Annotated in this window: 25 protein-coding genes; 12 read left to right on the top strand and 13 right to left on the bottom strand. The window is 73.0% G+C overall.

Features of this window, described 5'->3' with window-relative positions; translation table 11 throughout:
* Window positions 1-9: 9 nt before the first annotated feature.
* Window positions 10-780, top strand: coding sequence for an IclR family transcriptional regulator (locus ACF06X_RS05545; protein ID WP_329122037.1), 771 nt, complete (start codon window positions 10-12; stop codon window positions 778-780).
* Between the two features lie 48 nt (window positions 781-828).
* Here the strand turns inward: ACF06X_RS05545 and ACF06X_RS05540 are convergent, their stop codons facing one another.
* A complete protein-coding gene (locus tag ACF06X_RS05540) occupies window positions 829-1,326 on the bottom strand; it encodes a cupin domain-containing protein (protein ID WP_392285836.1) in 498 nt (165 codons plus the stop codon).
* 198 nt (window positions 1,327-1,524) lie between these two features.
* Here ACF06X_RS05540 and ACF06X_RS05535 point away from each other — a divergent pair, with 198 nt between their 5' ends.
* From ACF06X_RS05535 to ACF06X_RS05515, 5 genes are all read left to right on the top strand, one after another.
* Window positions 1,525-2,580: a hypothetical protein gene (locus ACF06X_RS05535; RefSeq protein ID WP_392285835.1), complete on the top strand. Its 1,056-nt coding sequence runs from the start codon at window positions 1,525-1,527 to the stop codon at window positions 2,578-2,580.
* Complete coding sequence (locus tag ACF06X_RS05530) at window positions 2,577-3,875, top strand: sensor histidine kinase (RefSeq protein ID WP_392285834.1); 1,299 nt, start codon at window positions 2,577-2,579, stop codon at window positions 3,873-3,875. The genes ACF06X_RS05535 and ACF06X_RS05530 overlap by 4 nt, the downstream gene beginning before the upstream one ends.
* Window positions 3,872-4,531, top strand: coding sequence for a response regulator (locus ACF06X_RS05525; RefSeq protein WP_392285833.1), 660 nt, complete (start codon window positions 3,872-3,874; stop codon window positions 4,529-4,531). The genes ACF06X_RS05530 and ACF06X_RS05525 overlap by 4 nt, the downstream gene beginning before the upstream one ends.
* A 164-nt stretch (window positions 4,532-4,695) precedes the next feature.
* Entirely contained in the window at window positions 4,696-6,144 is a 1,449-nt protein-coding gene (locus ACF06X_RS05520) for a peptidoglycan D,D-transpeptidase FtsI family protein (protein ID WP_392285832.1), read from the top strand.
* A gap of 106 nt (window positions 6,145-6,250) precedes the next feature.
* Window positions 6,251-6,631 carry a hypothetical protein gene (locus tag ACF06X_RS05515; protein ID WP_392285985.1) on the top strand — a complete coding sequence of 127 codons (381 nt, stop codon included), beginning with the start codon at window positions 6,251-6,253 and terminating at the stop codon, window positions 6,629-6,631.
* A 26-nt stretch (window positions 6,632-6,657) separates the two neighbouring features.
* Here the strand turns inward: ACF06X_RS05515 and ACF06X_RS05510 are convergent, their stop codons facing one another.
* The gene (locus ACF06X_RS05510; RefSeq protein ID WP_392285831.1) at window positions 6,658-7,788 is read right to left on the bottom strand and encodes a hypothetical protein; all 1,131 of its coding nucleotides are present in this window, start codon (window positions 7,786-7,788) and stop codon (window positions 6,658-6,660) included.
* Window positions 7,785-8,747: a 5-dehydro-4-deoxyglucarate dehydratase gene (locus ACF06X_RS05505; RefSeq protein ID WP_392285830.1), complete on the bottom strand. Its 963-nt coding sequence runs from the start codon at window positions 8,745-8,747 to the stop codon at window positions 7,785-7,787. Before ACF06X_RS05505 ends, ACF06X_RS05510 begins: the two co-directional genes overlap by 4 nt.
* A 194-nt stretch (window positions 8,748-8,941) precedes the next feature.
* On the opposite strand from ACF06X_RS05505, the gene ACF06X_RS05500 reads away from it, so the two are divergent.
* Window positions 8,942-9,751 (top strand): NAD-dependent epimerase/dehydratase family protein, encoded by an 810-nt coding sequence (locus ACF06X_RS05500; protein WP_392285829.1) that lies wholly within the window; start codon window positions 8,942-8,944, stop codon window positions 9,749-9,751.
* 246 nt (window positions 9,752-9,997) lie between these two features.
* Here the strand turns inward: ACF06X_RS05500 and ACF06X_RS05495 are convergent, their stop codons facing one another.
* Window positions 9,998-10,966 (bottom strand): AraC family transcriptional regulator, encoded by a 969-nt coding sequence (locus ACF06X_RS05495; RefSeq protein ID WP_392285828.1) that lies wholly within the window; start codon window positions 10,964-10,966, stop codon window positions 9,998-10,000.
* A 233-nt stretch (window positions 10,967-11,199) separates the two neighbouring features.
* Here ACF06X_RS05495 and ACF06X_RS05490 point away from each other — a divergent pair, with 233 nt between their 5' ends.
* Complete coding sequence (locus ACF06X_RS05490) at window positions 11,200-12,429, top strand: TerD family protein (protein ID WP_392285827.1); 1,230 nt, start codon at window positions 11,200-11,202, stop codon at window positions 12,427-12,429.
* Window positions 12,430-12,465: 36 nt separating this feature from the next.
* On the opposite strand, the gene ACF06X_RS05485 is transcribed toward ACF06X_RS05490, so the two are convergent.
* Together ACF06X_RS05485 and ACF06X_RS05480 are read right to left on the bottom strand one after the other, a co-directional pair.
* Complete coding sequence (locus ACF06X_RS05485) at window positions 12,466-13,482, bottom strand: 1-aminocyclopropane-1-carboxylate deaminase (protein ID WP_392285826.1); 1,017 nt, start codon at window positions 13,480-13,482, stop codon at window positions 12,466-12,468.
* Between the two features lie 46 nt (window positions 13,483-13,528).
* Window positions 13,529-14,212 (bottom strand): GntR family transcriptional regulator, encoded by a 684-nt coding sequence (locus ACF06X_RS05480; RefSeq protein ID WP_392285825.1) that lies wholly within the window; start codon window positions 14,210-14,212, stop codon window positions 13,529-13,531.
* 93 nt (window positions 14,213-14,305) lie between these two features.
* Between ACF06X_RS05480 and ACF06X_RS05475 the strand changes: the two genes are divergently transcribed.
* A complete protein-coding gene (locus ACF06X_RS05475; RefSeq protein ID WP_392285824.1) occupies window positions 14,306-15,073 on the top strand; it encodes an SDR family NAD(P)-dependent oxidoreductase in 768 nt (255 codons plus the stop codon).
* A gap of 494 nt (window positions 15,074-15,567) precedes the next feature.
* On the opposite strand, the gene ACF06X_RS05470 is transcribed toward ACF06X_RS05475, so the two are convergent.
* Window positions 15,568-17,025 carry a hypothetical protein gene (locus ACF06X_RS05470; RefSeq protein WP_392285823.1) on the bottom strand — a complete coding sequence of 486 codons (1,458 nt, stop codon included), beginning with the start codon at window positions 17,023-17,025 and terminating at the stop codon, window positions 15,568-15,570.
* Window positions 17,026-17,229: 204 nt separating this feature from the next.
* Between ACF06X_RS05470 and ACF06X_RS05465 the strand changes: the two genes are divergently transcribed.
* The gene (locus ACF06X_RS05465; protein ID WP_392285822.1) at window positions 17,230-19,080 is read left to right on the top strand and encodes an endonuclease/exonuclease/phosphatase family protein; all 1,851 of its coding nucleotides are present in this window, start codon (window positions 17,230-17,232) and stop codon (window positions 19,078-19,080) included.
* 27 nt (window positions 19,081-19,107) lie between these two features.
* Here the strand turns inward: ACF06X_RS05465 and ACF06X_RS05460 are convergent, their stop codons facing one another.
* Window positions 19,108-19,824, bottom strand: coding sequence for an antibiotic biosynthesis monooxygenase (locus ACF06X_RS05460; RefSeq protein WP_392285821.1), 717 nt, complete (start codon window positions 19,822-19,824; stop codon window positions 19,108-19,110).
* Window positions 19,825-19,871: 47 nt separating this feature from the next.
* Between ACF06X_RS05460 and ACF06X_RS05455 the strand changes: the two genes are divergently transcribed.
* Window positions 19,872-20,042 (top strand): hypothetical protein, encoded by a 171-nt coding sequence (locus ACF06X_RS05455; RefSeq protein WP_392285820.1) that lies wholly within the window; start codon window positions 19,872-19,874, stop codon window positions 20,040-20,042.
* Window positions 20,043-20,051: 9 nt separating this feature from the next.
* Here ACF06X_RS05455 and ACF06X_RS05450 read toward each other — a convergent pair whose 3' ends face one another.
* The 5 genes from ACF06X_RS05450 to ACF06X_RS05430 form a co-directional block, all read right to left on the bottom strand.
* Window positions 20,052-20,801 (bottom strand): SDR family NAD(P)-dependent oxidoreductase, encoded by a 750-nt coding sequence (locus tag ACF06X_RS05450; protein WP_392285819.1) that lies wholly within the window; start codon window positions 20,799-20,801, stop codon window positions 20,052-20,054.
* Window positions 20,802-20,991: 190 nt separating this feature from the next.
* Entirely contained in the window at window positions 20,992-21,195 is a 204-nt protein-coding gene (locus ACF06X_RS05445; RefSeq protein ID WP_392285818.1) for a hypothetical protein, read from the bottom strand.
* Between the two features lie 80 nt (window positions 21,196-21,275).
* Window positions 21,276-22,259, bottom strand: a complete 984-nt coding sequence (dapD, locus tag ACF06X_RS05440) for a 2,3,4,5-tetrahydropyridine-2,6-dicarboxylate N-succinyltransferase (protein ID WP_392285817.1) — start codon at window positions 22,257-22,259, stop codon at window positions 21,276-21,278.
* 44 nt (window positions 22,260-22,303) lie between these two features.
* The gene (locus ACF06X_RS05435) at window positions 22,304-22,996 is read right to left on the bottom strand and encodes a TetR/AcrR family transcriptional regulator (protein ID WP_392285816.1); all 693 of its coding nucleotides are present in this window, start codon (window positions 22,994-22,996) and stop codon (window positions 22,304-22,306) included.
* Window positions 22,996-23,316 (bottom strand): DMT family transporter, encoded by a 321-nt coding sequence (locus ACF06X_RS05430; RefSeq protein ID WP_392285815.1) that lies wholly within the window; start codon window positions 23,314-23,316, stop codon window positions 22,996-22,998. Before ACF06X_RS05430 ends, ACF06X_RS05435 begins: the two co-directional genes overlap by 1 nt.
* 62 nt (window positions 23,317-23,378) lie before the next feature.
* On the opposite strand from ACF06X_RS05430, the gene ACF06X_RS05425 reads away from it, so the two are divergent.
* Complete coding sequence (locus tag ACF06X_RS05425) at window positions 23,379-24,440, top strand: oxidoreductase (RefSeq protein WP_392285814.1); 1,062 nt, start codon at window positions 23,379-23,381, stop codon at window positions 24,438-24,440.
* Window positions 24,441-24,448 lie beyond the last annotated feature (8 nt).

The following is a 24,448-nucleotide window of genomic DNA, read 5'->3' as shown; positions in this document are numbered from 1 at the left end:
GCGAGGGCGATGTCGACTGCCGACACGGGTGGGGCCCAGGTCAAGTCCGCGGTGCGCACGGTGGAACTGCTGGAGTACTTCGCCGGGCGGCCCGGCATGCACTCGCTCGCCGCCGTCCAGGAGGCGGTCGGCTACCCCAAGTCCAGCCTGTACATGCTGCTGCGCACCCTGGTCGAGCTCGGCTGGGTGGAGACGGACGCGACGGGTACGCGGTACGGCATCGGGGTGCGGGCCCTGCTGGTCGGCACCTCGTACATCGACGGCGACGAGGTGGTGGCCGCCGCCCGGCCCACCCTGGACCGGCTCTCCGACGACACCACCGAGACCATCCACCTGGCGCGGCTCGACGGCACCAACGTGGTCTACCTGGCGACTCGTCAGTCCCAGCACTACCTGCGGCCGTTCACCCGGGTCGGCCGCCGGCTGCCGGCGCATTCGACCTCGCTGGGCAAGGCGCTGCTCGCCACCCACAGCGACGAGCAGGTCCGCAAGCTGCTCCCGGAGACGCTGCCGGCGCTGACCGAACACACCATCACCGACCGCGAGAAGCTCATCGAGGAGCTGCACCTCATCCGCGAGCAGGGGTACGCGGTGGACCGCGAGGAGAACACCCTCGGGCTGCGCTGCTTCGGTATCGCGATCCCCTACCGGACCCCGGCGCGGGACGCGATCAGCTGCTCGGTGCCGGTCGCCCGGCTCACCCCCGGCCACGAGCAGATGATCAAGGACGCGCTGTTCGACGCGCGCGACCGGCTGACGCTGGCGACCCGCCGGCTCTAAGAGACCGGCCGGCTCTAGCGGAGACCGGCCGGCATCGTACGGTTCCGGTCAGCCGCGCTCCGCCAGGGCCCGCTGCCACACCGGGCTGTCGACGTAGTGGTTGTCGAACCGCTCCGAGGACTCCTTGATCTCCTCGAAGCTCGCCTCGCCCCGCATCACCCGCCCGAGCAGCCGCAGGTAGTCGAAGCGCGCCATGCCCGGCGTGAAGACGAACAGGACGTCGGCCTCGGCGCCCGGCGCCGCCGCGAAGGCGTGCGGCGTGTGCGGCGGGACGAGCAGGAAGTCGCCCTGCTCCAGGACGGTGAGCTCCTCGCCCACCAGTACCTGGAGCGAGCCGCCGAGCACGAAGAACATCTCCGACGCCTTGGTGTGGAAGTGGGCCGGCGCGCCGACGGCGCCCTTCGCGAAGGACGAGCGGTAACTGGTGAGCAGACCGCCGGTGGTGTCCGAGTCGGCGAGCAGGGTCATCACGCTGCTCGGGTCGGCGGTGGTCTCGGCGTCGGCGGCGCGGGTCAGGAGCGGGGCGAAGGTCTGCGTCGTGTTCATGAAGATCACTCTAGGTCGATGAATGACCCCGCCAGGGGTGCATTTCTCTCCCGGAATCATGGGTCAATTCCGGGCCGGGCGGAGGGCTCGGCACTGACCGGACCGGAGGCCGGGCGAGGCGCTTCTCCGCCGCGCGGCGGAGGCGGTTCGTCACCGGGCAGGAGGTGCGCGGGCCGCCGGGACGGAAGCGTGGAGGCCATGACACACACGCCCCCTCTCGCCGGCACCGCGACCGGCCGGCCGACCCCGATCGGGATCCCGACCCCGACCGGGACCCCGCCCCCGACCCCGACCCCGACCCCGACCCGCCGGATCCTGCGCGCACTCGCCATCGTGGCCTGCGTTCCGTACATCTCCCTCAAGGTCGCCTGGATCGCCGGCAGCGAGATCGGCATCCCGGCCGGGAGTGTGCTCCTCGACCACCGCACCCTGTTGATCGTCGCCAACTCGGTCTCCGTGGTGATGGACGCCATGGTGGTCCTCCTCGCCCTGCTGCTCACCCAGCCCTGGGGCCTGCGCGTGCGGGCCTGGCTGCTCGCGTTCCCCATGTGGGCCGCGACCGGGCTGCTCTCCCCGATCATGGTCGGCTTCCCGGCCCAGCTCGTGCTCTCCCTCTTCGCCGGCCCGCGGAAGCCCGAGGCGGGCGGGCGGCCGTTCCTCGACGAGTGGGTCTTCGGGGCGGTCTACGGCGGCTTCATCGGCCAGGGCCTGGCCCTCGGCGCCCTCTTCGTCCTCTACACACGGGACCGCTGGGGCCATGTGTGGCGCGGCACCATGGGCGACCTGCCCGCCCGCCTCTCCGGAACCGCGGTACGCGTCACCGCCGTCGTCGCCGCACTGCTCGCCCTGGCACCCTCGGCCGTCCGGCTGATGTGGGCGCTCGGCGGGGCGCACGGGCTCTCGGCGGGCCAGATCTCCCAGCGCACGGGGGAGTTCCACCTGCTGGAGTGGGTGCGGCTGCTCTTCACCGTCGTCGCCGTCGTCACCGTGCTCATGCTGGTCTTCGCGGGGAACCTCCGGCGGCGGACCGGGTCGCTGCCGGTCCGTACTCCCCTGGGCCTGGCCTGGGTCGCCACGGGCGGGGTCGGCTGCTGGGGCGCGTACATGACGCTGGTGGCGTTCCTGCCGGACACCGATCCGGACAAGGCCTTCACCGGCCTGGCGCGGCTGACCTACGCTGGCGAAATGATCATCGGGTTCCTGCTGGCCGCCTGCGTGGCCGCCTTCCTGCGGCGCCGGAGCGCGAGCGCGTGAGACGCCTCGGCACCCGGCTCCTGGGGCAGTGGGCCAGGCTGCTCCTCGGGCAGCGGGCGAGGCTGCGCTGGGTCCATCTGATCCTGGGCGGCGCCCTGTTCATGCCGTACTGGCTGGTCGGCACGGTGGTGATGGGACCGCTGAGCGGCGGACAGTCGATGTTCTCGGCGAGCCTGCTGACGCAGTTCGGTGCGTACGGGATCGGCCTGCCGCTCGCCGCGCTGACCTCGCTCTTCCCGCTGACCCGGCCGATGTCGGTGGCGGCGGCGCGGGCCCTGTGCGGGATCGCGCCCGGCCGGCTCGCGGACGGTCCTGCCAGGGGCCGGGACGCGCGGGCGCGGACGACGGGCTGGTTCACGCTCCATCTGGGGCTCGGCGCGCTGGTCAGCGGGGCGACGCTGGCGCTGCCGCCGTTCGCGGTGTCGCTGATGGCGCTGCCGTTCTCGGCCGCGCTGCGGGAGTCCGAGGTGGCCTCCTTCTGGGGTCTCGACCGGCCGTGGGCGCCGTGGGCCCTCTTCCCGGCGGGTCTGCTGATGCTGGTCGCGCTCGCCGCCGTCGCGGCGGGCACCGGGGCGTTCCTGGCCCGGCTGGCGCCGCGGCTGCTCGGGCCGAGTCGCGCGGACCGGCTCGCCGCGGCGGAGCGGCGCGCCGCCGAACTGGCCGTGCGCAACCGGCTCGCCCGCGAGCTGCACGACTCGGTCGGCCACGCGCTGAGCGCCGTCACGCTCCAGGCGAGCGCCGCGCGCCGGGTCCTGGACGGCGGCCGGGACCAGGACCGGGAGTTCGTGCGGGAGGCGCTGGAGGCGATCGAGGAGACCACCCGGCGCACGGTCGGCGAACTGGACTCGGTCCTCGGTCTGCTGCGCCGGGACGAGGAGGACGCGGCGGACGGGGAGGCGGACGGGGAGTTCGAGGGGCCCGGCCTCGGCTCGCTCGACGCGCTGCTCAAGGGGGCAGGGCGCGGGGTGGCCCTGACGGTGACCGGGACGCTCGACCGGGTGCCCGACGCGGTGTCGCGGGAGGCGTACCGGATCGTCCAGGAGGGGCTGACGAACGCGGCCCGGTACGCGGGCGGTGAGCGCGTGAGCGCGCGCATCGCCCTGGAAGACGAGGAGTTGGAGATCACGATGGAGAACCCGCTGCCCGCCCGCGCGCCGGTGGCCCGCCCCGACGGGGGCCGCGGCCTGCGCGGCATCGCCGAACGCGCCCGGCTGCTCGGCGGCACCGCCGAGGCGGGCGCGTCGGACGGCGTCTGGCGTCTCGCCGTCCGGCTCCCGGTGGGAGGGGACCGATGAGCGGCCCGATCAGGATCGTCCTGGCCGACGACGAGCGGATGGTACGCACCGCCCTGCGGGTGATCCTCGACGCCGAACCCGACCTGGAGGTGGTCGGCGAGGCGGCGACCGGCGCCGAGGCGGTCTCGGTGGTGCGCGAACTGCGGCCGGACGTGGTGCTGATGGACGTACGGATGCCGGAGGTCGACGGGATCCGGGCGACCGAGCGGATCCTGGCGACCCTGCCCGACCCGCCGCGGATCGTGGTCGTGACGACCTTCGAGAACGACTCGTACGTCTACGACGCGCTCCGGGTGGGCGCCGCCGGGTTCCTGCTGAAGCGGGCGGCGGCGGAGGAGCTGGTGAGCGCGGTACGACTGGTGGCGCGCGGCGACTCGCTGCTCTATCCGGCGGCGGTACGGGGCCTGGCCGCCGAGCACGCCCGGCGCAGGCCGCCGGCGCCGCCGCGCTGGGCGGCCCGGCTGACCGAGCGGGAGGCGGAGGTGCTGCGGCTGATGACGACGGGGATGACGAACGCGGAGATCGCGGACCGGATGGGTGTCGGCCCGGCGACGACCAAGAGCCATGTGGCGGCGGTCCTGTCGAAGACGGGCGCGCGGGACCGTACGCAGGCGGTGATCCTGGCGTACGAGTCGGGGTTCGTCACCCCGCGGTGACCGGACGGCCGGCCCCCAGGCCCTCACCCCCGGGCCCCAAGCCCTCACCCCCGGTCGCCAAGCCCTCACCGCCGGTCGACGAGGCGGCACCTCGCATGAACGTTCCCTGAGAAACGGGACACATCCGGAACGTCCCGCGCCCTTCCGTTCGTCCCGCATATGGGATGAACAAGACGATCAGGCGCGCCTCGGTCTTCGCGCTGCTTCTGGTGCTCGCCCTGCTGGGCCGGGCGACCTGGGTGCAGGCGTACGAAGGCAAGGCCCTCGCAGACGACAAGAACAACCGGCGGAAGGTCATGGCGCAGTACGCGCAGCCGCTCGGGAACATCATCGTGGCCGGCTCGCCGGTCACCGGTTCGAAGAAGACGGAGGGCGGCGACCTCGCGTACAAGCGCGACTACACCGACGGCGAGCTCTACGCGGCCGTCACCGGCTACAGCTCGCAGGCGTACGGCGCCACACAGCTGGAGGGCATCTACTCCGACGTCCTGGACGGCACCGACAACCGGCTGAAGAACCCGCTGGACGCCCTCACCGGCAAGCAGCAGGAGCCCGGGGACGTGCTCACCACGATCGACCCCGCCGTGCAGAAAGCCGGCTACCAGGCGCTCGGGAAGAAGAAGGGCGCGGCCGTCGCCATCGACCCGAAGACCGGGCGGATCCTGGGCATGGTCTCCACGCCCTCCTACGACCCCTCGAAGATCGCCGGGATGACGGACGGGACGAGCTGGCGGGAGCTGACCGGGGACGAGGACAAGCCGCTGGTCAACCGTGCGCTGCGGCAGCCGCTGCCGCCGGGTTCCACCTTCAAGCTGGTGGTCGCCGCGGCCGCGCTGGAGGAGGGGCTCTACGGTTCGGTGGACACGGCGACCGACAGCCCCAACCCGTACACGCTGCCCCACACCCGGACCGTACTGAAGAACGAGAACGCCTCCGCGCCCTGCGAGAACGCGACCATCCGCACCGCGCTCCAGTACTCGTGCAACAACGTCTTCGCCAAGATGGCCGTCGATCTCGGGCAGGACAAGGTGAAGGCGACCGCGGAGAAGTTCGGCTTCAACGACGCCGAGCAGGACGTGCCCGTACGCGCCTACCCGAGCGTCTATCCGTCCGGCATGGACAAGGCGCAGACGGCGCTGACCGGTATCGGGCAGTTCGATGTGACCGCCACCCCGCTGCAGATGGCCATGGTGTCCGCCGCGATCGCCAACGACGGACTCATGGCGTCGCCGCACATGGTGTCGCGGGTCGTCGACTCCGACGGAGACACCCTCGACTCCTTCGAGGACGGGGACACCCGGCGGATCGTCTCCTCCAGGACGGCGGAGCAGCTGCGCGACGCGATGGTGACGGTGGTCGAGAAGGGCACCGGCACGAACGCGGCGGTCTCCGGCGCGGAGGTGGGCGGCAAGACCGGTACCGCCCAGCACGGCGAGAACAACAGCAAGACGCCGTACGCCTGGTTCACGTCCTACGCCAAGGACGCGGAGACGGGCAAGGAGGTGGCCGTCGCCGTCATGATCGAGGACTCGGGCGCGGCGCGCTCGGAGGTCAGCGGCAACGGACTGGCGGCACCGGTGGCGCAGAAGATGATGAAGGCGGCGCTGAGGTGACGGCGGAGCCCGCGGCACGGTATGCAGGGTCACTCAAGACCCGAGCATAGTTTCGATCCCGCGGAGGACCGCCGTGCGCCTGCCCCGTTCCCTGTCCGGCTGGACCATGGCCGTCTTCGGGCTGCTCGCCGCGGGGTTGGGGGTGGTGGGGCTGGTCTCGCCCGACACCATGCTCACGGTCATGGGCTTCGAGCCCATACCGAAGGCGAGCCGCGCGGAGGGAGACCACACCCTGGCCTTTCTGACCGCCTCCTCCATGGCGGCGCTCAATATGGGCGTCTACTACGTCCTGGCCTCGCTCGCCGACTGGAAGCCCTTCTTCCGCTGGACGGTCCCCTTCCGTCTCCTCACCTGCGCCGTCTTCACCCTCGCGGTGGTCACGGGCCGCGCCCCGGCCGGATTCCTCGGCGTCGGCCTCTGGGAGGGCCTCGGCGCGCTGGCCACGGGGGCGGCCCTCCGGTACGAGAAGCGGTCGCCCCGCCCGTAGCCGGTCCTCATCACGAGGTGCCCGCGTCAGCCGAGGGCCCGCAGGGCCTCCCGTACCGCCGTGAGGTCGGCGTCCGAGGCCAGGCCCGCGTGGTAGAGGCGCAGTTCGGTCGCTCCGGCGTCCGCCGCGCGCTTGGCGTCGTCGGCGAGGGTACGGGGAGAGCCTCCCATGCCCGACACGACCGGGAAGTTGGCCGCGACCACGGAGGCCGGGCCCGCGTGGGCCGCGAAGGGGGCCACCGAGGGGGCCGGGGTCACGACACCGTCCGCGACGGCGAGGACGTGCGCCGGATCGGTGCCCGCGTTGGCGCCGCAGCGGTACGGAAGCGGATCGGCGTGCAGCAGGACGCGGAAGCCGGGCGGGGCAGCCGCGCGGACGGCGGCCACGGCGGCCTCCTGGAGCGCCCGGGCGCAGCGGAGGCGCCAGGCCAGAGCGGGGCCCTCGAAGGGGCCGAGGCCGCCCACCCGACCGCCTGCCCAGACCGGTTCCAGCGCGTCCCGTACGGTCGCCGCGAGCTCGTCGGGGTCGACGCCCTCCTCTCCGTACCCCCGCGCGCAGGAGGGGCAGAAGCAGAGCGACATCAGATACTGCTCGGCGTCGCCGAGCGGCACGCCCGCCGTCTTGTCGTGGGCGTGGAGGTGGGCGAGGCCGTACCAGCCGCAGGATTCCAGCTCCGTGCCGGCCGCCCCTGGCCGTACCGCCGCCTCGGCCGCGAGGCGGACGAGGTAGGCGTGGACCTCCGGCCGCGCGATGCACGGCGCCCAGGGGTAGCGGTCGCCGTAGGCGTTGACGACCGAGGTCTCCGGATGCTCCGCGCCCAGGCGGGAGTTGTGGGCGAGGACGACCCAGCTGTGCACCTCGAGGCCCGCGTCGGCGAGGGCGTGGGCGGCCTCGCCGTACGCGTCGCCCGGCGCCCACTCCCCCGCCGGGTACGGCCGCAGGTCGTGCCCGGACCAGCGGGTGGTGTCCGGCGGGTAGAGGACGGCGGCGTACTCGGCGGTGACGATCCGGTGCCCCGGGTGCCGGGGGGTGAGGGCGCGCGTGGAGTGGTACGCGGAGGCGAGGGTGACCTGCCGGACGCCGAGGTCCGCGAGCAGGGCCGGCGCGGCGGGGTCGCCGACGACGTCCCAGGGGTAGACGAAGGTGCCGGCTCTCACGCGTCCCCCTCCCCGGTCGCGAGCAGGGCCCGGCCGCGCTCGATGATCACGGCGAGCTCCTTCAGGTGCTCGGGCGCGGGCTCGCTCAGCGGTGGCCGGACCTCGCCGACGTCCAGGCCCCCCATCCGTACCGCCGCCTTGACGAGCGAGACGGCGTAGCCGCGGCCCTTCGCCCGCAGTTCGACGAGGGGGCGGTAGAAGCCGTCGACGAGTCGGTTCACGGTCGCGTCGTCGCCGGTGGTGAGGGCGCGGTGGAAGGCGAGGGCGAGGTCGGGGGCGAAGCAGAAGACGGCGGAGGAGTAGAGGGTGACGCCGATGCCCCGGTAGGCGAGGCCGGTGAGTTCGGCGGTGGGCAGGCCGTTGAAGTAGAGCAGGTCGAGGCCTTCGGCGCGTACGGCGCTGACGATCCGCTGCATCAGGTCGAGGTCGCCGAGGCCGTCCTTGAGCCCGATGACGCCCTCGGCCCGTGCCAGGGCGACGGCGGTCTCGGGGGTGAGGACCGCGTTGTCGCGCTGGTAGACGATGACGTCGAGGGAGGTGGCGGCGGCGAGTTCGGTGTAGTGGCGCAGCAGCCCGGCCTGGTCGGCGACGACGAGGTACGGGGGCATGGCGAGGAGGCCGTCGGCGCCGGCCTCCTCGGCGAGCCTGGCGTAGCGGATCGCGAGCGCCGTTCCGTAGCCGGCGCCGGCCAGGACGGGGACGCGGCCGCCGGCCTCCTCGACGGCGGCGGCGACGCAGGCGCGGAACTCCTCGGGGGTGAGGGCGTGGAACTCTCCGGTGCCGCAGCAGGCGAAGACGGCGGCCGCGCCCGCCTCGATGCCGTCCCGTACGTGCGCGCGGAAGGTGTCGAGGTCGACGGCGCCGTCCGGTCCGAAGGCGGTGACGGGGAAGAACAGCAGGCCGTCGAGCCGCTCGACGAGCGGGGCCGCGGACGGGGCGGCGGGCGGGGCTGAGGTCACGGGCGCTCCCAGAGAAGTCCGTCGTGCACAATTCTGATTGTCGTCCATATTCATGAACAGCTTCACGCTAGAGCAGGGCTAAAGCGCCGGTCAAGGCGCAAACCCGCTTCCTCGCGCGGTCTTGACGGTCCATGAGACCGCTCCCTACCGTGTCCATGGTTGTGAATGCCATCCACGGACGGAGATTGACGTACATGCCCACACCCCGCACCGTCCTGCTCACCGGCGCCGCCGGCGGCGTCGGCACGCTGATGCGTGAGCTGCTGCCCGCGTACGGATACGAGCTGCGGCTGCTCGACCTGGCCCCCGTCGAGGGCGAGCCCGACGCGATCGTGGCCGACCTCGCCGACCCGAAGGCGCTGCGGGAGGCCGTCCGGGGCGTCGACGCGATCATCCATCTCGCCGGTATCTCCCTGGAGTCCACCTTCGAGAAGATCCTGGCCGCCAACATCACCGGCCTGCACCACCTCTACGAGGCCGCGCGCGAGGAGGGCGTACGCCGGATCGTCTTCGCCTCCAGCAACCACGCCGTCGGCTTCACCCCGCGCCCGCGCGGGGACGACCCGCTGATCCCCGTCGACACCCCCCACCGGCCGGACACCTTCTACGGCCTGTCCAAGTGCTTCGGCGAGGATCTCGCCCAGTTCTACTGGGACATGCACGGGATGGAGACCGTGTCCGTACGGGTCGGGTCCTGCTTCCCCGAGCCGACCTCGGTCCGGATGCTGTCGATGTGGCTGAGCCCGGCGGACTGCGCCCGGCTCTTCCACGCGGCCCTCACCGCCGAGAACGTGGGACACACCGTGGTGTACGGCTCCTCCGCCAACACCCGGCTCTGGTGGGACCTCTCCTCGGCGCGGGCCCTCGGCTACGAACCCCAGGACGACTCGGAGCCGTACGCGGAGCGGCTTCTCGCCGAGCAGGGGCCGCTGTCGGACGACGACCCGGCGGCCGCGCACCTGGGCGGCCACTTCTGCACCGACCCGCCGCGCTGGCCCTCCTGACGGCCCGACGGATACACGGGCCCGGCCGGACTGATGCGGGGGCGCCGGCCGGGGCCCGGGTCACGCCATATGCGTTGGCACACGCGGACAGAGGGAACGCTAGAACGTCCCGCGACGCGCCGCGATCCGCTCGGCGCACCGGCTGTCCGGAAAGCGCGACGATCACGGCGGGCGCCCGCCCCCGGGAGGCGATTCCGCCCACGGAGGGGATCCCGCCCCGGAAGGCGATCAGCCCCGGGAAGGCGATCAGCCCCCGGACCTGAGGGTCTGCGAGGGCGTCTCGCCGAACCGCGTCCGGTACTGCGCCGCGAACCGTCCCAGATGCGCGAACCCCCAGCGCCAGGCCACCTCGCTCACGCTCAGCTCGCCCGGCCCCGCGCCCCGCAGCTCCTCGTGGACCCGGTCCAGCCGGACCTCCCGTACGTACGCCATCGGCGACATGCCCACGTACTCGCGGAACGACTCCTGGAGGCGGCGCACGCCGACCCGGGCGAGACCGGCGAGTTCGGTGGTGGTGAACGGATGCTCGGGGCGGGCCTGGACCGCGTCCATCGCCCGCTTCACGGGCGCGGGGCGCAGCGGCTCCGCCGGGTGGGCGAGCTCCTCGCGCCACGGGTGGTCGGCGGCCAGGAGCAGCCCGTTGAGCAGGGCCTCCTGCAGCGGCGCGGCCACCAGCGGATGCTGGGCCAGGCTGTCCCCGGCGAGCGCCTCGCGCGCCACCTGACGGGCGAAGCGCACCCAGCTGAGCCCGGGGCCGCGCGCGATGTCCAGGCGCGGCTCGAAGGCGAGCCGGCCGCGCGGCGGGCGGCCGAGGAGGCGTTCGAGCCGGTCGGTCAGCGCGGTCGCGCCGATCTTGACGGAGACCGTCCTGCAGTCCCCGCTCCACCGGTCCAGGGAGGTGTCCCCCGACGGGTCGAGCACCACGGCCTCCGTGGCGGTCGCGACCACCGGGGCGCGCCCTCCCTGGCGCAGCTCCATGGTCCCGGTGAGCGGGGCGTTGACGTGGAACGCGCCCAGCTCGCCGAAGCGCATCCGGACATCGGTCCCGCAGGCCAGGTCGCCGATGACCAGCGGCCCGAGCTCGACGGTGTCGAACCGGGCGGCGAGAGGCCGCTGCCGCCGGTCGACGACGTCCATGAAATTGGCGTAGTACCGCGCGTCGATCTCCTGCCGCGCCTCGTCCACGTCCCGCGTACGAAAAGAGCTCCCACCCACGAGGCGAAAGAATATTCGCATGACGGAGCCGGCCGGGACCGGCAGGATGCCCGCCATGCCACGACCTCATGGATTCGCTGGTTTCGGGGGACGCCCAGCTGGTCATGGCGCGCTGGACCGGCGCGTACAGGTTCGGCAACGAGCGCGTGGCCAGGAACCACCCGCGTCACCAGGGTGGCCGAAGGGAACGAAGGTAAGGGAACGGCAAAGCGGTCTCGCTCGTTACCCCTGGCATGACCGCTATGACCCCCGGCTCGAACATCCCTCTCTCCGCCGCGCGCGTGGCGGTGGACGTCGCCGCCCCGGTGCGGCTCGACGTCTCGGGCCTGCTGCTCACCGCCGACGGCAAGGTGCGCTCGGACGACGACTTCATCTTCTACAACCAGCCCGCCGGCCCCGGAGTGACGTACCGCTCGGGCGGCGGCACGGCACCGGACGCGATCGTGGTGGACACGGCCGCGGTGCCGCCCGGCATCGAGAAGATCGTCGTCACCGCGAGCCCGGACGCGGCCGGCCAGTCGTTCCAGGGCGTCGAGCCCACGGCGACGATCCGGAACGCCGACGACGGCACCGTCCTCGCGACCTTCACACCGCCGCGGCTCGGCACGGAGACGGCGCTGGTGATCGTGGAGATCTACCTCCGGGGCGGTGCCTGGAAGGCCCGCGCGGTGGGCCAGGGGTACGCGAACGGGCTCGCCGGGATCGCCACCGACTTCGGCGTCTCGGTGGACGAGGAGCCCGCGGCGGCGGCCCCGGCCGCGGCGCCCGTCACGCCGGCGGCACCGGCCGCTCCGGCGGCACCCGCGGTGGACCCGCGGCTCGCCGCCCCGACGCCTCCCGCGCCGGCCGCTCCCCCGGCGGCCCCCGCCGCCCCCGTCGCCACGGGCAAGATCAACCTGGACAAGGGCCGCGTCAGCCTCCAGAAGAACCAGACGGTGTCCCTGGTCAAGGGCGGCCGCCCGCTGCTCTCCCAGGTCAAGATGGGCCTCGGCTGGGAGCCCGCGTACCGCGGCAAGGACATCGACCTCGACGCCTCCGTCATCGCCTACGGCCCCCAGCGCAACCACCTGGACAGCTGCTACTTCGGCAAGCTGTCCATCCTGAACGGATCGATCAAGCACTCCGGCGACAATCTGACGGGCGAGGGCGCGGGCGACGACGAGGTCATCGTCGTCGACCTCGGGCGTCTGCCCGCCGACGCCACCGGCCTGGTCTTCACGGTCAACTCCTTCTCCGGCCAGAAGTTCACCGAGGTCGCCAAGGCCTACTGCCGTCTGATGGACGCGGCGACCGGCGAGGAGCTGGTCCGCTTCGACCTGACCACGGCCGAGCCGCAGACGGGCGTGATGATGGCCAAGCTCATCAAGCAGTTCTCCGGCGAGTGGGAGATGACGGCGATGGGCGAGTTCGTGAAGTCGCGGACCGTCCGGGGCATGGTCAAGCCGGCCGCCCAGGCGCTCTGACGGCCGGCCGCGAGGCATCTGGTCCGGGACGGGCCGTCAGAACAGCGCGCTGTACGCGTTGAGGGCGGGCTGGCCGCCGAGGTGGACGTAGAGGACGGTCGCGTCGCGGCCGATCTCGCCGCGCGTCACCAGGTCGACCAGGCCCGCCATCGACTTCCCCTCGTAGACGGGGTCGGTGACCATGCCCTCCGTACGGGCGGCGAGCCGCATCGCGTCGAGGGTCGCCTCGTCCGGGACGCCGTACACCCCGGCGTGGTAGCGGGCGTCGAGCTCGACGTCCGCCGCCGTGAGTTCCCGCTCCACGCCGATCAGGGTGGCGGTGTTCCGGGCGATCCGGGTGATCTGCTCGTGGGTCGGCTCGGGGGCGGCGGAGGCGTCGATGCCGATGATCCGGCGGGCCGGGCCGCCCTCCTCGGCGAGGGCGGCGAAGCCGGCGACCATGCCGGCCTGGGTCGACCCGGTCACCGAGCACACCACCACGGTGTCGAAGAAGACGCCGAGCCGCCGCTCCTGCTCGGCCACCTCATAGGCCCAGTTGGCGAAGCCGAGCCCGCCGAGCGGGTGGTCGGAGGCGCCGGCGGGGATGGCGTACGGCTTGCCGCCGCTCTCCTCGACCTCGCGCAGGGCCAGCTCCCAGCTCTCTTTGAAGCCGATGCCGAAACCGGCCTTCACCAGGCGGACGTCGGCGCCGACGAGCCGGCTGACGAGGATGTTGCCGACCTTGTCGTAGACCGAGTCCGGCCAGTCGACCCAGCTCTCCTGGACGAGCACGCATTTGAGCCCGGCCCGGGCGGCGACGGCGGCGACCTGGCGGGTGTGGTTGGACTGGACGCCGCCGATGGAGACGAGGGTGTCGCACCCCTGGGCGAGGGCGTCCGCGAGCAGGTACTCCAGCTTGCGGGTCTTGTTCCCGCCGTACCCCACCCCTGAGTTGCAGTCCTCGCGCTTGGCCCACAGCGCGGCGCCGCCGAGGTGGTGCGTGAGGCGCTCCAGGGGATGGACCGGGGAGGGCCCGAAGAGCAGCGGACAGCGGTCGAAGTCGGTGATCGGCATGCGGCTCCTGGGTCGTGGTCCTGATGGAACGGTTTCGCCCATGGCGCTACGGGCTCACGGTCATGGGCTCCTGGCCGGCCTCCACCGCGTCGTCGGCGAGTTGCTCAAGGGCGCGCCAGATCTCCGTCGTCACACGGACCGCCTCCTCGGTGTCCCCCGCCGCGCACGCCTCGATCAGCCGGTCGTGCAGCACGGCCGAGCCGCAGCGTCCGGCGTCGCCGAAGAGCCGGCGCTCGACGCGGCGGAGGAGCGGTGTGTAGCGGGCGACGGTGGCGGCGAGGGCGTGGTTGCCGGCGGCGCGGACGAGGACGTCGTGCAGCGCGTCGTCCGCGCGCAGGGCGGCCTCGACGTCGGCGGAGCGCACGGCGGCGGCGAAGCGCTCGTTGGCCTCGCGCATGGCCCGGACGCCCTCGGGTCCGAGCAGCGGTACGCCGGTACGGGCGGCGAGTTCGTGCATCACCCGGACGACGGCGGCGGCGTCCCGGACGACCCGGCCGACGAGCCGGGTGACCCGGGTGTAGCTCTGGGGCTTGGTCTCGACGAGGCCCTCGTCGCCGAGCCGGGCCAGGGCCTCGCGCACGGGCGCGCGCGAGAGCCCGAGGCGGGCGGCGAGATCGGCGTCCTTGACCACGGAGCCGGGCGCGAGGTCGCCCCGCACGATGGCGTCGCGCAGGGTGTCGTACGCCTGGTCACGCAGGAGGGTCCGGCTGACGGGCCGCAGGGGTTCCATGCACTGACATGTTAGATGTCAGGGCCCTTGGCGACCAGGGGGCGGCGGTTCCGGCCCTGTATAAACGGGAGTTGAACAGAGAGGTGATCTTCCATGAACCTGCCCCCCTCCGGCCGCCGGGTCCTCGTCAGCGGGGCGTCCCGGGGCCTCGGCCGCGCGGTGGCCCAGGCGTTCGCCGCCAACGGCGACCGGGTCGCCGTCCACTACGGCTCCCGCGCCGACGAGGCCCGCGAGACCCTCGACTCCCTTCCGGGCACCGGCCACGCGCTGGTCGGCGGGGACCTGTCCGACCCGGCGGGCGCGGCGGCGGTGGCCGGGGCGGCGGCCGAGGCGCTCGGCGGGATCGACGTGCTGGTGAACAACGCGGCCGTCAACGTCCGGCATCCGCTGCCCGAGACGCCGTACGAGGAGTGGGTCGCCGTCTGGCAGCGGCACGTCGCCGTGAACCTGCTCGCCACGGCGAACCTGAGTCACCTGGCGGCCCGCCGGATGATCGACCAGGGCGGGGGCGGAAGGATCGTGAACATCGGCTCCCGCGGGGCGTTCCGGGGCGAGCCCGACCATCCGGCGTACGGCGCGACGAAGGCGGCCGTCCACGCGCTGGGCCAGTCCCTTGCGGTCTCGCTCGCCCCGCACGGCATCGGCGTCGCCTCGGTGGCCCCCGGCTTCTTCGCGACCGAGCGCGTGGCTCCGCGCCTCACGGGCCCGGAGGGCGAGGCGATCCGCGCCCAGAGCCCCTTCCACCGCGTGGCCACCCCCGAGGAGATCGCCGCGGCCGTCCTCTGGCTCGCCTCCCCCGAAGCCGAATGGTCCTCCGGCACCATCCTCGACCTCAACGGCGCCTCCCACCTCCGCACCTGACCCCGAGCCGACTCCCGGACTGCCCGGCAGACCAGAGCCCGCAGGCCAGGTGGCGCGCCCCGAGAGCCCCGGGGGGCCGAGCCCTCACGTCCCACGCCCCGTCAGGCACCCACCCCACCTGGGGCGAGCACCGCGCCAGGAAGCCGGCGCGCCCGGAGCCCGGGGGCCGAACCCCCACGTCCCGCGGGGGTGGGGGGCCAACCGATCCCCGCCCGAACGCCACCGACGCCAGCCCTCGCGCCGCGAAGCCGGCGCCCCGGGGCCCGGCGGCCGAGCCCCCATGCTCCTCAGGGGTTCCGGAAGGGTCGGGGTTGGGCGGAACCCGCCCCACCCGGGACGAGCACCGCGCCGCGAAGCCGGCGCATCCAACGCCCAGCCGCCGCGCCGCGCACCCAGCGCGCCCGGGGCCCAGGGGCCCAGCCCCCCAAGCCCCGTCAGGGTCTCGGGGAGGGGTGGGGTGGGGGATCAGGCCCGTCCCTCCCCCAACGGTCGGGTCAACCGCCCACCCGAGAGCGGGCCTTGAAGGCCGCCTTGCGGGCCTCCTTCGCCGTGCGCTTGTCGCGGTGGAGGCGGCCCATCGCCTCCAGGACCTCCGCCGTCGCCGGGTGGTCGACGCGCCAGGCCGCTTCGAAGAAGCCGCTGTGCCGGCCCGTGAGGCCCTCCACCAGGTCCTGGAGTTCCTCCAGGTCGCCCTCCGCGTCCAGCTGCGCCGCGATCGTGTCGATCGCCAGCCAGAAGATCATCGACTCCGGCGGCGCCGGAATGTCCGCCGCGCCCCGCTCCGCCAGCCAGACCCGGGCGAGCCCGCCCAGCTCCGCGTCGTCGAGCACCTCCCGTACCGCCGGCTCCGCCTCCGGCCCCACCAGGGCCAGCGCCTGCTGACAGTGGAGCCGGCGCAGCGGCGAGCCGGCGTCGGCGCCCCGGGCGGCGGCGAGCAGATCCCGCGCCGCCTCCACCGCGCCCCGCCCGGCCAGCCAGCCCACCGTCTCGGCGCGCGCCGCGCTCTCGGGGTAGGCGGAGAGCCCGTCGAGCAGGGCGTCCGCGCCCTTGTCGGCCAGTTCGCCGACGGCCGGCGCGTCCACGCCCGCCTCCAGCATCCGGGCGCGTACGCCGTAGAGCCCGAGCGGCGTCAGCCTGACCATGCCGTAGCGGGACACGTCCTCCTCGTCGACCGGCGAAGCCGGTTCCGCGGCTGCCTCACCCGCCTCCACCATCAGCGCCTCGTCGACCGGCTGGTACTCGACGAGCCCGATCGTTTCGAGCAGCCTGAACTGGTCGTCCAGCCGCATCATCACTTCGGAGACCTGCTCCAGTACGTCGTCGGTCGGCTCGCCCATGTCGTCCGGGACGATCATCGACGCCGCGAGCGCCGGCAGGGGCACCGGGCTCTCGCCCGTACCGCCTTCGCGGACCGTCAGCAGGTAGAGGTTCCCGAGCACGCCCTCCAGGAACTCCGCCTCGTCCTCCGGGTTCCAGTCGAGCCGCTCGTAGTCGATCTCGCCGTCCTCGCCGATGACCTCCGCCAGGTCGTCGAGGACGGGCGCCGTGGCGTCCGCGAGCACCACGTCGAGGCCGTCGAGCCAGATCCTGAGGACGTCGCGCGGCGCGCCGCCGGTGAGAAGGGTGAGGTTCTCGCCCGTGGTCACCGCGCCGGGGGCGTCCTCGTCACCGTCCTCGCCGATGACCTCCACCAGGCCCGTGTCCACCGCGACCCGCCACGCCTCGCTCGCGTACGCCTCGCCCTCCTCGTCCGCGGCGAGCCCCAGCAACTCGGCGGCGGCGGGGAGTTGTTCGTCGACGAGCTCACCGCCCGCGCCGACCCGGGTCCCGGGGCCCGCCCAGCGGGCGAGCCGGGCGGCACGGGCCAGCAGGGGGGTGGCCAGGGCGTCCCGCGCCAGCTCCGCGTCCGAGTGCAGCTGAACGGGGGGCAGAGTGGGGCGATCCGGTGCCATCTGGGGTCTTCTCCTCGAAGAGCGCTGGGGGCGAACGGCCTTCAGCGTAGACGCATTTCCGGCGTCGTCCGCCGGTTCACGGAGCCGTCAGCCTTCGTACACCCGTCGACCATCCGCCGACCCTTGACAAGGCACCCGCTCAACGAAGAGATTGACGCGCGTAGATCAATCGACCGATCCTCCAAGCACCTGCGGAGCCCCTTGATGCCTTCCTCCATACCGAGATCAGCGGCCGTCGCCGCCGTCGTGTCCGCCGCCCTCGCCGCCGGGCTGCTCGCCGGATCCGCCGCCTCGGCGGACACCTCCGCCGACGCCACCGCCGCCGGCGTCCGCGTCCACGACATCCAGGGCACCACGCGCGTCTCGCCGCTGGTCGGCAAGCAGGTCACCGGTGTCACGGGCGTCGTGACCGGTGTACGGACGTACGGCTCGCGCGGCTTCTGGATCCAGGACCCGCAGGCCGACGACAACCCGGCCACCAGCGAGGGCCTCTTCGTCTTCACCAGCTCCGTCCCGACCGTCGCCGTCGGCGACGCGGTGAGCGTGAACGGCACCGTCGGCGAGTACGTCCCCGGCGGCCTGAACTCGGGCAACCAGTCGCTCACCCAGATCTCCCGGCCGGCCGTGACCGTGCTCTCCTCCGGCAACCCGGTCCCGGCACCGGTGACGATCTCCGCCCTCTCCGTCCCGGACGCGTACGCCCCCGAGGGCGACCCGGCCGCCGGCGGCTCCATCAACGGCCTCCCGCTGGACCCGGAGACGTACGCCCTGGACTACTACGAGTCGCTGGAGGGCGCCAACGTCCGCATCGGCTCCTCGCGCGTCGTGGGCCCCTCCACGGAGCACGGCGAGCTGTGGGTGACGGTGAAGCCCGGGGAGAACGCGAACCGGCGCGGCGGTGCGGTCTACGGCTCGTACACCGCGCAGAACACCGGTCGCCTCAAGGTCCAGTCGCTGACCCCGCTCGCGCAGCAGCCCTTCCCGACCGCGAACGTCGGGGACTGGCTGGTCGGTTCGAGCGAAGGGCCGATGGACTTCGACCAGTTCGGCGGCTACAAGGTGACCGCTCGCACCCTCGGTACGGTCGTGGACCGCGGCCTCGAGCGCGAGACCACCGAGAAGCAGCACAAGAACGAGCTGGCGGTCGCGACATACAACGTCGAGAACCTCGACCCGTCCGACCCGCAGGAGAAGTTCGACGCGCTGGCCGCGGCCGTGGTGGACAACCTGGCCTCGCCCGACATCGTCGCCCTGGAGGAGATCCAGGACAACAACGGCGCCAAGAACGACGGCACGGTCGCGGCCGACCAGACGCTCAAGAAGTTCACGGACGCGATCGTGGCCGCGGGCGGCCCGGCGTACGAGTGGCGCTCGGTCGACCCGGTGAACAACAAGGACGGCGGCGAGCCGGGCGGCAACATCCGTCAGGTCTTCCTCTTCAACCCCGAGCGGGTCTCCTTCACCGACCGGTCGGCGGGTGACGCGACCACGGCGACGGGCGTGGTGCGCGGCGAGAAGGGCGGCGCGGCGCTGACGCTCTCCCCCGGCCGGATCGACCCGGCGAACACGGCGTGGGAGAACAGCCGCAAGCCGCTGGCCGGCGAGTTCACCTTCCGCGGCCGGACGGTCTTCGTGATCGCCAACCACTTCGGCTCGAAGGGCGGTGACGAGGGTCTGACCTCGCACCACCAGCCGCCGAACCGTTCCTCCGAGGCGAAGCGCCTCCTCCAGGCGCAGGCCGTCAACGCCTTCGTCAAGGACGTCCTCGCCATCGAGAAGCAGGCCGACGTGCTGGTCCTCGGCGACATCAACGACTTCGAGTTCTCCGAGACCACGAAGGCGCTGACGGACGGCGGCGCGCTCTACCCGGCCGTCAAGTCGCTGCCGCGCGGCGAGCGCTACTCGTACGTCTACCAGGGCAACAGCCAGGTCCTCGACCAGATCCTGACGAGCCCGGGCGTGCACCACTTCGAGTACGACAGCGTCCACATCAACGCGGAGTTCGCCGACCAGGACAGCGACCACGACCCGCAGGTGCTGCGCTTCCGCCCGTAGGACCGCTGGGCGGCTTCGGTCCGCTCGCTACACGCCCGCGCGCAGGCTCAGCGCGGGCGTGTACCGGCGTACCCGGCCGCCCGCCAGGCCGGGGTGGTGGTGCACCGCCGCCCAGGCGTCGCTGAGCGGGGCGGCGTCCGCGGCCAGCCACTCCTCGTGGGCCCGGGCGCTCTCCCACTCGGCGTAGTTGAGGACCCCGGCGCCGTCGGTGGAGAGGTGGAAGTGGGCCGCGATCCCGCCCCGCGCCAGCCTCCTGCCGGTGTCGCTCTCCATCGCCGTGAAGACGGCGTCCACCCAGGCCCGCTGCCGCGCGGAGTCCGGCCCGTCGAACTCGGCCTCCACGACGACGACGGAGCCGGGCACGGCAGAGGCGCTCTCCTCGCTCAGCACGGCGGAGCGGTACGGCGGCGCGTACCGGCGGATCCCGACCCGCTCGATCCCCGGGACGGCCGCGTCGATCTGCGCGTTACGACCGTCCCGCAGGGTCCGGAAGTACTCCTGGTACGCCTCCTCGCTCGCCCACTGCGAGTAGTGGAGCAGCGTGGTGCCGTCCTCGCCGGCGTGCACGGTGTACGAGAGCGGTCCCGGCTCCGGCCAGTCCCGGCCCTCCCACTCCTCGCGCAGGGCCCCCACGGCGGCCTGCTGGCGCTCGGGCGTTCCGACGCGCCACGTGCTGACCATGACGAGGCCGGTCCCGCTCCGGTGCAGGTCGGGGCGGGCGTGCGGCAGGGTGACGGTGTTCATGGGGTGCCTCCTCGTGTCAGGGCTTCAGCCTCGGACATCAAGCGCGGTTGAGGTCAAGGCCGTCGCCGGACGTCGCCGGTACGGAGGCGCGGGCGGCGCGGGAACGGGGCTGCGGGCTCGTCCAGTTGACCAGCGACAAGCGGCGGACGGAGGCCCACCGCTTCTACGCCTCCCTGGGCTTCGCCCGCAGCCACGACGGGTTCAAGCTCGCGCTCTAGCCTGCCGGACTAGCCCAGCAGGTGGCCGCCGCCGTCGACGAGCAGCACCTCGCCGGTGATGTACGAGGCGTGGGCGAGGTCGAAGACCGCCTGCGCGATGTCCTCGGGCCGCCCGACCCTGCGCAGGGGTACGACGCCGGCCACGTGCGCCTTGGCCTCGTCGGCGCCTTCGACGCCGTCGAACCAGGGCGTGTCGATGAGGCCCGGGGCGACCGCGTTGACCCGGACCTCGGGGCCGAGGGTCTTCGCGAGCAGCTTGGTCATGTGGTTGACCGCGGCCTTGGAGACGGCGTACGGGATGGAGCTGCCGCCCGGCCGGACGCCGGCCTGCGAGGAGATGTTCACGACGCAGCCCGCGCCGCTCGCCCGCAGGTGCGGGACCGCCGCGGTGACGGTCTGCCAGACGCCGATGACGTTGACGTCGTAGAGCCGGCGCCAGACCTCCGGCGAGGCGGCCTCCAGGTCGTCGTGCGGGATGAACCGTGTGGTGCCCGCGCAGTTGACGAGGATGTCGAGCCGGCCGCAGGTCTCGACCGTCCGCTCGACCAGGCGGCGGGCCTGCGTCTCGTCGGAGACGTCCGCCTGGAGGTAGACCGCGTCGGGCAGTTCGGCGGCGAGTGCCCGGCCCGCCTCCACGGAGCGCGCGGAGTTGACGACGACCCGGATGCCGGCCGCCGCCAGGCGGCGGGCCACGGCGGCGCCGATGCCCGAGGACGAGCCGGTGACGAGGGCGACACGTGGGACATGTTCTTCGCTCATGCTGTTCTTTCTCCCTGTCCTCCTGTCGCGCAGGCAGATCATGCCAGACACCGGCTCGCCGGCTCTTCAGAGACGCCTTCCGTCGCGGCTTCGTGCGCGAACCGCCGCAGCCCGCCGGCCGGGAGGCGGTCGACGGGCTGCGGGTGCTGCTGGCGGGACTGCTGGAGCGGGCGAAGGCGACGGAGCCGGTTCAGTCGTAGACGTACGTGGTGCCGAGGATCGCCGCGTGCTCCAGTACGTCTTCGAGCGGATCGTCGACCTGACCGATCGAGATGAGGGAGAGGTTCGGCCCGTTGTGCGAGCCGCTGTGCGTCTCGTCCGCCTGGGCGATTCCCGAGGGCAGGAGTACCCCCACGAGAGTCAGTACTCCGACAACGGTGTGCCTCGTCCTCATGTCGGCTCCTCGCCTTGTCCGTTCGTATGACGTGTGACTCGCGTCCACCTGCTAACGCGAGCTCACTCCGTCGGTCACGCTCAGTTGTGGCTGTGGAGGATCTCGTTGAGCCCGCCCCACACCGCGTTGTTCGGGCGGGCCTCGACGGCGCCGGTGACCGAGTTGCGGCGGAAGAGGATGTTCGAGCCGCCGGAGAGATCACGGGCCTTGACGATCTCGCCGTCCGGCATCGTGACGCGCGTGCCGGCGGTGACGTACAGACCGGCCTCGACGACGCACTCGTCGCCCAGGGCGATGCCGACGCCGGCCTCGGCGCCGATCAGGCAGCGCTCGCCGATGGAGATGATCACATTGCCGCCGCCGGAGAGGGTGCCCATCGTGGAGGCGCCGCCGCCGATGTCGGAGCCGTCGCCGACGACGACGCCGGCGGAGATCCGGCCCTCGACCATCGACGTGCCCAGGGTGCCGGCGTTGAAGTTGACGAAGCCCTCGTGCATGACGGTCGTACCGGCGGCGAGGTGCGCGCCGAGCCGGACGCGGTCGGCGTCGGCGATCCGGACCCCGGCGGGGGCGACGTAGTCGGTCATCCGCGGGAACTTGTCGATCGACGTCACCTGGAGGTGCAGGCCGTCGGCGCGCGCGTTGAGGCGCACCTTGTCGATGTCGTCGACGGCGACCGGGCCGAGCGAGGTCCAGGCGACGTTGGCGAGCAGCCCGAAGATGCCGTCGAGGCTCTGGCCGTGCGGCTTGACCAGCCGGTGGCTGAGCAGGTGCAGGCGCAGGTACGTGTCGTGGGCGTCGAGCGGCTTGTCGTCGAGGGAGGAGATGACCGTACGGACGGCGACCACCTCGACGCCGCGGCGGACGTCCACGCCGATGGCCTTGGCGGCGCCCTCTCCGAGGGCGTTGACGGCGGCGTCGGGGGTGAGCCGCTCCGTGCCGGCCGGACCGGGCGTGTCGGTCAGCTCGGGGGCGGGGAACCAGGTGTCGAGAACGGTGCCGTCACCGGCGATGGTGGCGAGGCCGGCGGCGACGGCGCCGGTGGTGCGAGGAGCAGTGGTCATGACGGAAAACCTAACGGTCGGGCCCCCGCGCGGGCCAACCGGTCTCAGGTGTCGGTCGAGGTGTCCGGCGAATCCGACGAGGTCAGGGGTGGGCGGTTCGGCGGTTCCGTCGGTGCGAGCAGCCGGGTCAGCATCGTGCGCGCGTACTCCTCGTCGTACGTCCCGTCGGTGAGCAGGACCTGGAGGAAGATGCCGTCCATGAGGGCGCCCAGGGCGCGGGCGGTGACCGGATCCGTCCGCCGGGACAGGGCCTCGGCCACGGCGTCGGTCCATTCGGCGACGACCGGCCGCAGGGCGGGCCGCCGCAGGGCGGCCAGGTAGAGCTCGTACTCCAGCTCCACGCCGGTCCGCTCGCCGCCGATCCACTCCCCCATGAGACGGGCCAGCGCGGCAGCCAGCTCCGTCGCCGCCGCCACGCGATCCGTCGCATCCGTCGCGGGATCCGTCGCAGCCGTTGCGGGATCCGCCGGGGGCGCCGCGACGTCCGCGAGGACGTCGCTCTCGCGCAGCGCCCGCCCGAATCCCTCGTTCGCCTGCCGGAGGGCGGCGACGAGGAGTTCGTCGAGGGAGGAGAAGTGGTACGTGGTGGAGCCGAGCGGCACGTCGGCCTCGGCGGCGACCGTGCGGTGACTGAGTCCGTCGATGCCCCGGGCGCCGACCACCCGCAGCGCGGCGTCCACGATCCGCTGCCGCCGGTCGGGGTCGTGGCGGCGGGGGCGCTGACCGGGCGGCGCCATCAGTGGGCTCCGCCCATGTGGAGGACGAGGACGCCCGCGACGATCAGGAGGACTCCGGCGATCTTGGCGATGCTGAGGGTCTCGTTCATGAAGAGGATGCCGATGGCGGCGACGGCGGCGGTGCCGGCGCCGGACCAGATGGCGTACGCGGTCCCGACCTGGAGGGTCTTCAACGCCTGGGCGAGCAGGGCGAAGGCGATCAGATAGCCGACGGCGGTGACGAGGGAGGGCCAGGGCCTGGAGAAGCCCTCGCTGTACTTCATGGACGTCGTCGCGATGATCTCGGCGGCGATGGCGCCCGCCAGCATTCCGTAACCCATGCGTACAAGCGTACACACCATTGTGTACGGGCGTACACAACGCGGCCCGCTACGGTGTGCGCATGACACATCCCCCGGGGCCGTACGGCTATGGCCACGCTCCCCCACCACCGCCGCCGAAGCCCGGCGTGATACCCCTGGCACCGCTGGGCCTGAGCGACATGATCACCGGCGCCTTCACCACCATCGGCCGCTACTGGAAGCCGCTCCTCGGCGTGGCCCTGGCCGCCTACGGCGCGGGTCTGCTGCTGATCGCGGCGGCCGCCGGCGTCGCGTACGCGGTCGTGGCCGACCATCTGCCCGGCGTCTTCGACCTGCCGGACGGGCAGGACCCCAGCTGGGACGACGGCCGGCCGCTGCTGATCGCCTTCGGCTGTGTGTGGCTGATCTCCATGATCGCGATGCTCGTCGCGAGCGCCGTCGTGTACGGGGCGTGCCCGGCCGTCCTCCAGGAGGCGATCCTCGGCCGCCGCACCACCTTCGGCGCGATCTGGCGCCGCGCCTGGTCGCGGATGCCGGCGGTCCTCGGCACGGTCCTGCTGACGGTGCTGCTGACCGTACCGGTCCCGCTGATCGTCTTCGTGGGGTCGTTCATCGGCGTGCTGGTGGGCCTCGGGGGCGGCACCGGTCCGCTGGCCCTGCCGTTCCTGGCGTTCGGCGGCGCCATGCTGGCCACCCTGCCGACCCTCCCGCTCGCCGCCTGGCTCTGGGTGAAGTTCAGCCTGGCCCCGGCGGCCGCGGTCTTCGAGGGGCAGGGCGCGACGGCGGCGATGCGCCGCTCGTCCCAGCTGGTCCGCGGCTCGTGGTGGCGGGTCTTCGGTGCGCTGCTGGCCGCGGGCGTCATGGCGGCGATGGCGAACTGGGCGATCCAGCAGGTGTTCGGCGCCCTGCTGTCCCTGCCGGGTCCGTTCACCGGCCCGGAGAGCGCGGACTCCCTCGGCGAGGTCCTGATCTCCCTCGCACCGCTCCTGGTGCTCGCCGTCATCGGCTCGATGGTGGCGCAGGCCGTCTGCGCGGCCTTCCCCCCGCTGGTGACCGGTCTGGTCTACGTCGACCAGCGCATCCGGAAGGAGAACCTCGCCCCGGCCCTCGCCGAGGCGGCGGCGCCTCCGTTCACTCCGTGAGGTACCGA

This window comes from Streptomyces sp. NPDC015346, from assembly GCF_043078785.1.
Taxonomy (GTDB): Bacteria; Actinomycetota; Actinomycetes; order Streptomycetales; family Streptomycetaceae; genus Streptomyces.
This window is presented reverse-complemented; position numbering and strand designations above follow the sequence as displayed.

Coding starts and splice junctions, on each gene's coding strand:
- ACF06X_RS05500 (WP_392285829.1), top strand. CDS start 8,942: ATGCCCACACCCCGCACCGTCCTGCTCACCGGCGCCGCCGGCGGCGTC.
- dapD (WP_392285817.1), bottom strand. CDS start 22,259: ATGACCACTGCTCCTCGCACCACCGGCGCCGTCGCCGCCGGCCTCGCC.
- ACF06X_RS05470 (WP_392285823.1), bottom strand. CDS start 17,025: ATGGCACCGGATCGCCCCACTCTGCCCCCCGTTCAGCTGCACTCGGAC.
- ACF06X_RS05465 (WP_392285822.1), top strand. CDS start 17,230: ATGCCTTCCTCCATACCGAGATCAGCGGCCGTCGCCGCCGTCGTGTCC.
- ACF06X_RS05545 (WP_329122037.1), top strand. CDS start 10: ATGTCGACTGCCGACACGGGTGGGGCCCAGGTCAAGTCCGCGGTGCGC.
- ACF06X_RS05445 (WP_392285818.1), bottom strand. CDS start 21,195: ATGAGGACGAGGCACACCGTTGTCGGAGTACTGACTCTCGTGGGGGTA.
- ACF06X_RS05480 (WP_392285825.1), bottom strand. CDS start 14,212: ATGGAACCCCTGCGGCCCGTCAGCCGGACCCTCCTGCGTGACCAGGCG.
- ACF06X_RS05520 (WP_392285832.1), top strand. CDS start 4,696: ATGAACAAGACGATCAGGCGCGCCTCGGTCTTCGCGCTGCTTCTGGTG.
- ACF06X_RS05485 (WP_392285826.1), bottom strand. CDS start 13,482: ATGCCGATCACCGACTTCGACCGCTGTCCGCTGCTCTTCGGGCCCTCC.
- ACF06X_RS05475 (WP_392285824.1), top strand. CDS start 14,306: ATGAACCTGCCCCCCTCCGGCCGCCGGGTCCTCGTCAGCGGGGCGTCC.
- ACF06X_RS05425 (WP_392285814.1), top strand. CDS start 23,379: ATGACACATCCCCCGGGGCCGTACGGCTATGGCCACGCTCCCCCACCA.
- ACF06X_RS05450 (WP_392285819.1), bottom strand. CDS start 20,801: ATGAGCGAAGAACATGTCCCACGTGTCGCCCTCGTCACCGGCTCGTCC.
- ACF06X_RS05540 (WP_392285836.1), bottom strand. CDS start 1,326: ATGAACACGACGCAGACCTTCGCCCCGCTCCTGACCCGCGCCGCCGAC.
- ACF06X_RS05525 (WP_392285833.1), top strand. CDS start 3,872: ATGAGCGGCCCGATCAGGATCGTCCTGGCCGACGACGAGCGGATGGTA.
- ACF06X_RS05460 (WP_392285821.1), bottom strand. CDS start 19,824: ATGAACACCGTCACCCTGCCGCACGCCCGCCCCGACCTGCACCGGAGC.
- ACF06X_RS05515 (WP_392285985.1), top strand. CDS start 6,251: ATGGCCGTCTTCGGGCTGCTCGCCGCGGGGTTGGGGGTGGTGGGGCTG.
- ACF06X_RS05430 (WP_392285815.1), bottom strand. CDS start 23,316: ATGGGTTACGGAATGCTGGCGGGCGCCATCGCCGCCGAGATCATCGCG.
- ACF06X_RS05490 (WP_392285827.1), top strand. CDS start 11,200: ATGACCGCTATGACCCCCGGCTCGAACATCCCTCTCTCCGCCGCGCGC.
- ACF06X_RS05535 (WP_392285835.1), top strand. CDS start 1,525: ATGACACACACGCCCCCTCTCGCCGGCACCGCGACCGGCCGGCCGACC.
- ACF06X_RS05435 (WP_392285816.1), bottom strand. CDS start 22,996: ATGGCGCCGCCCGGTCAGCGCCCCCGCCGCCACGACCCCGACCGGCGG.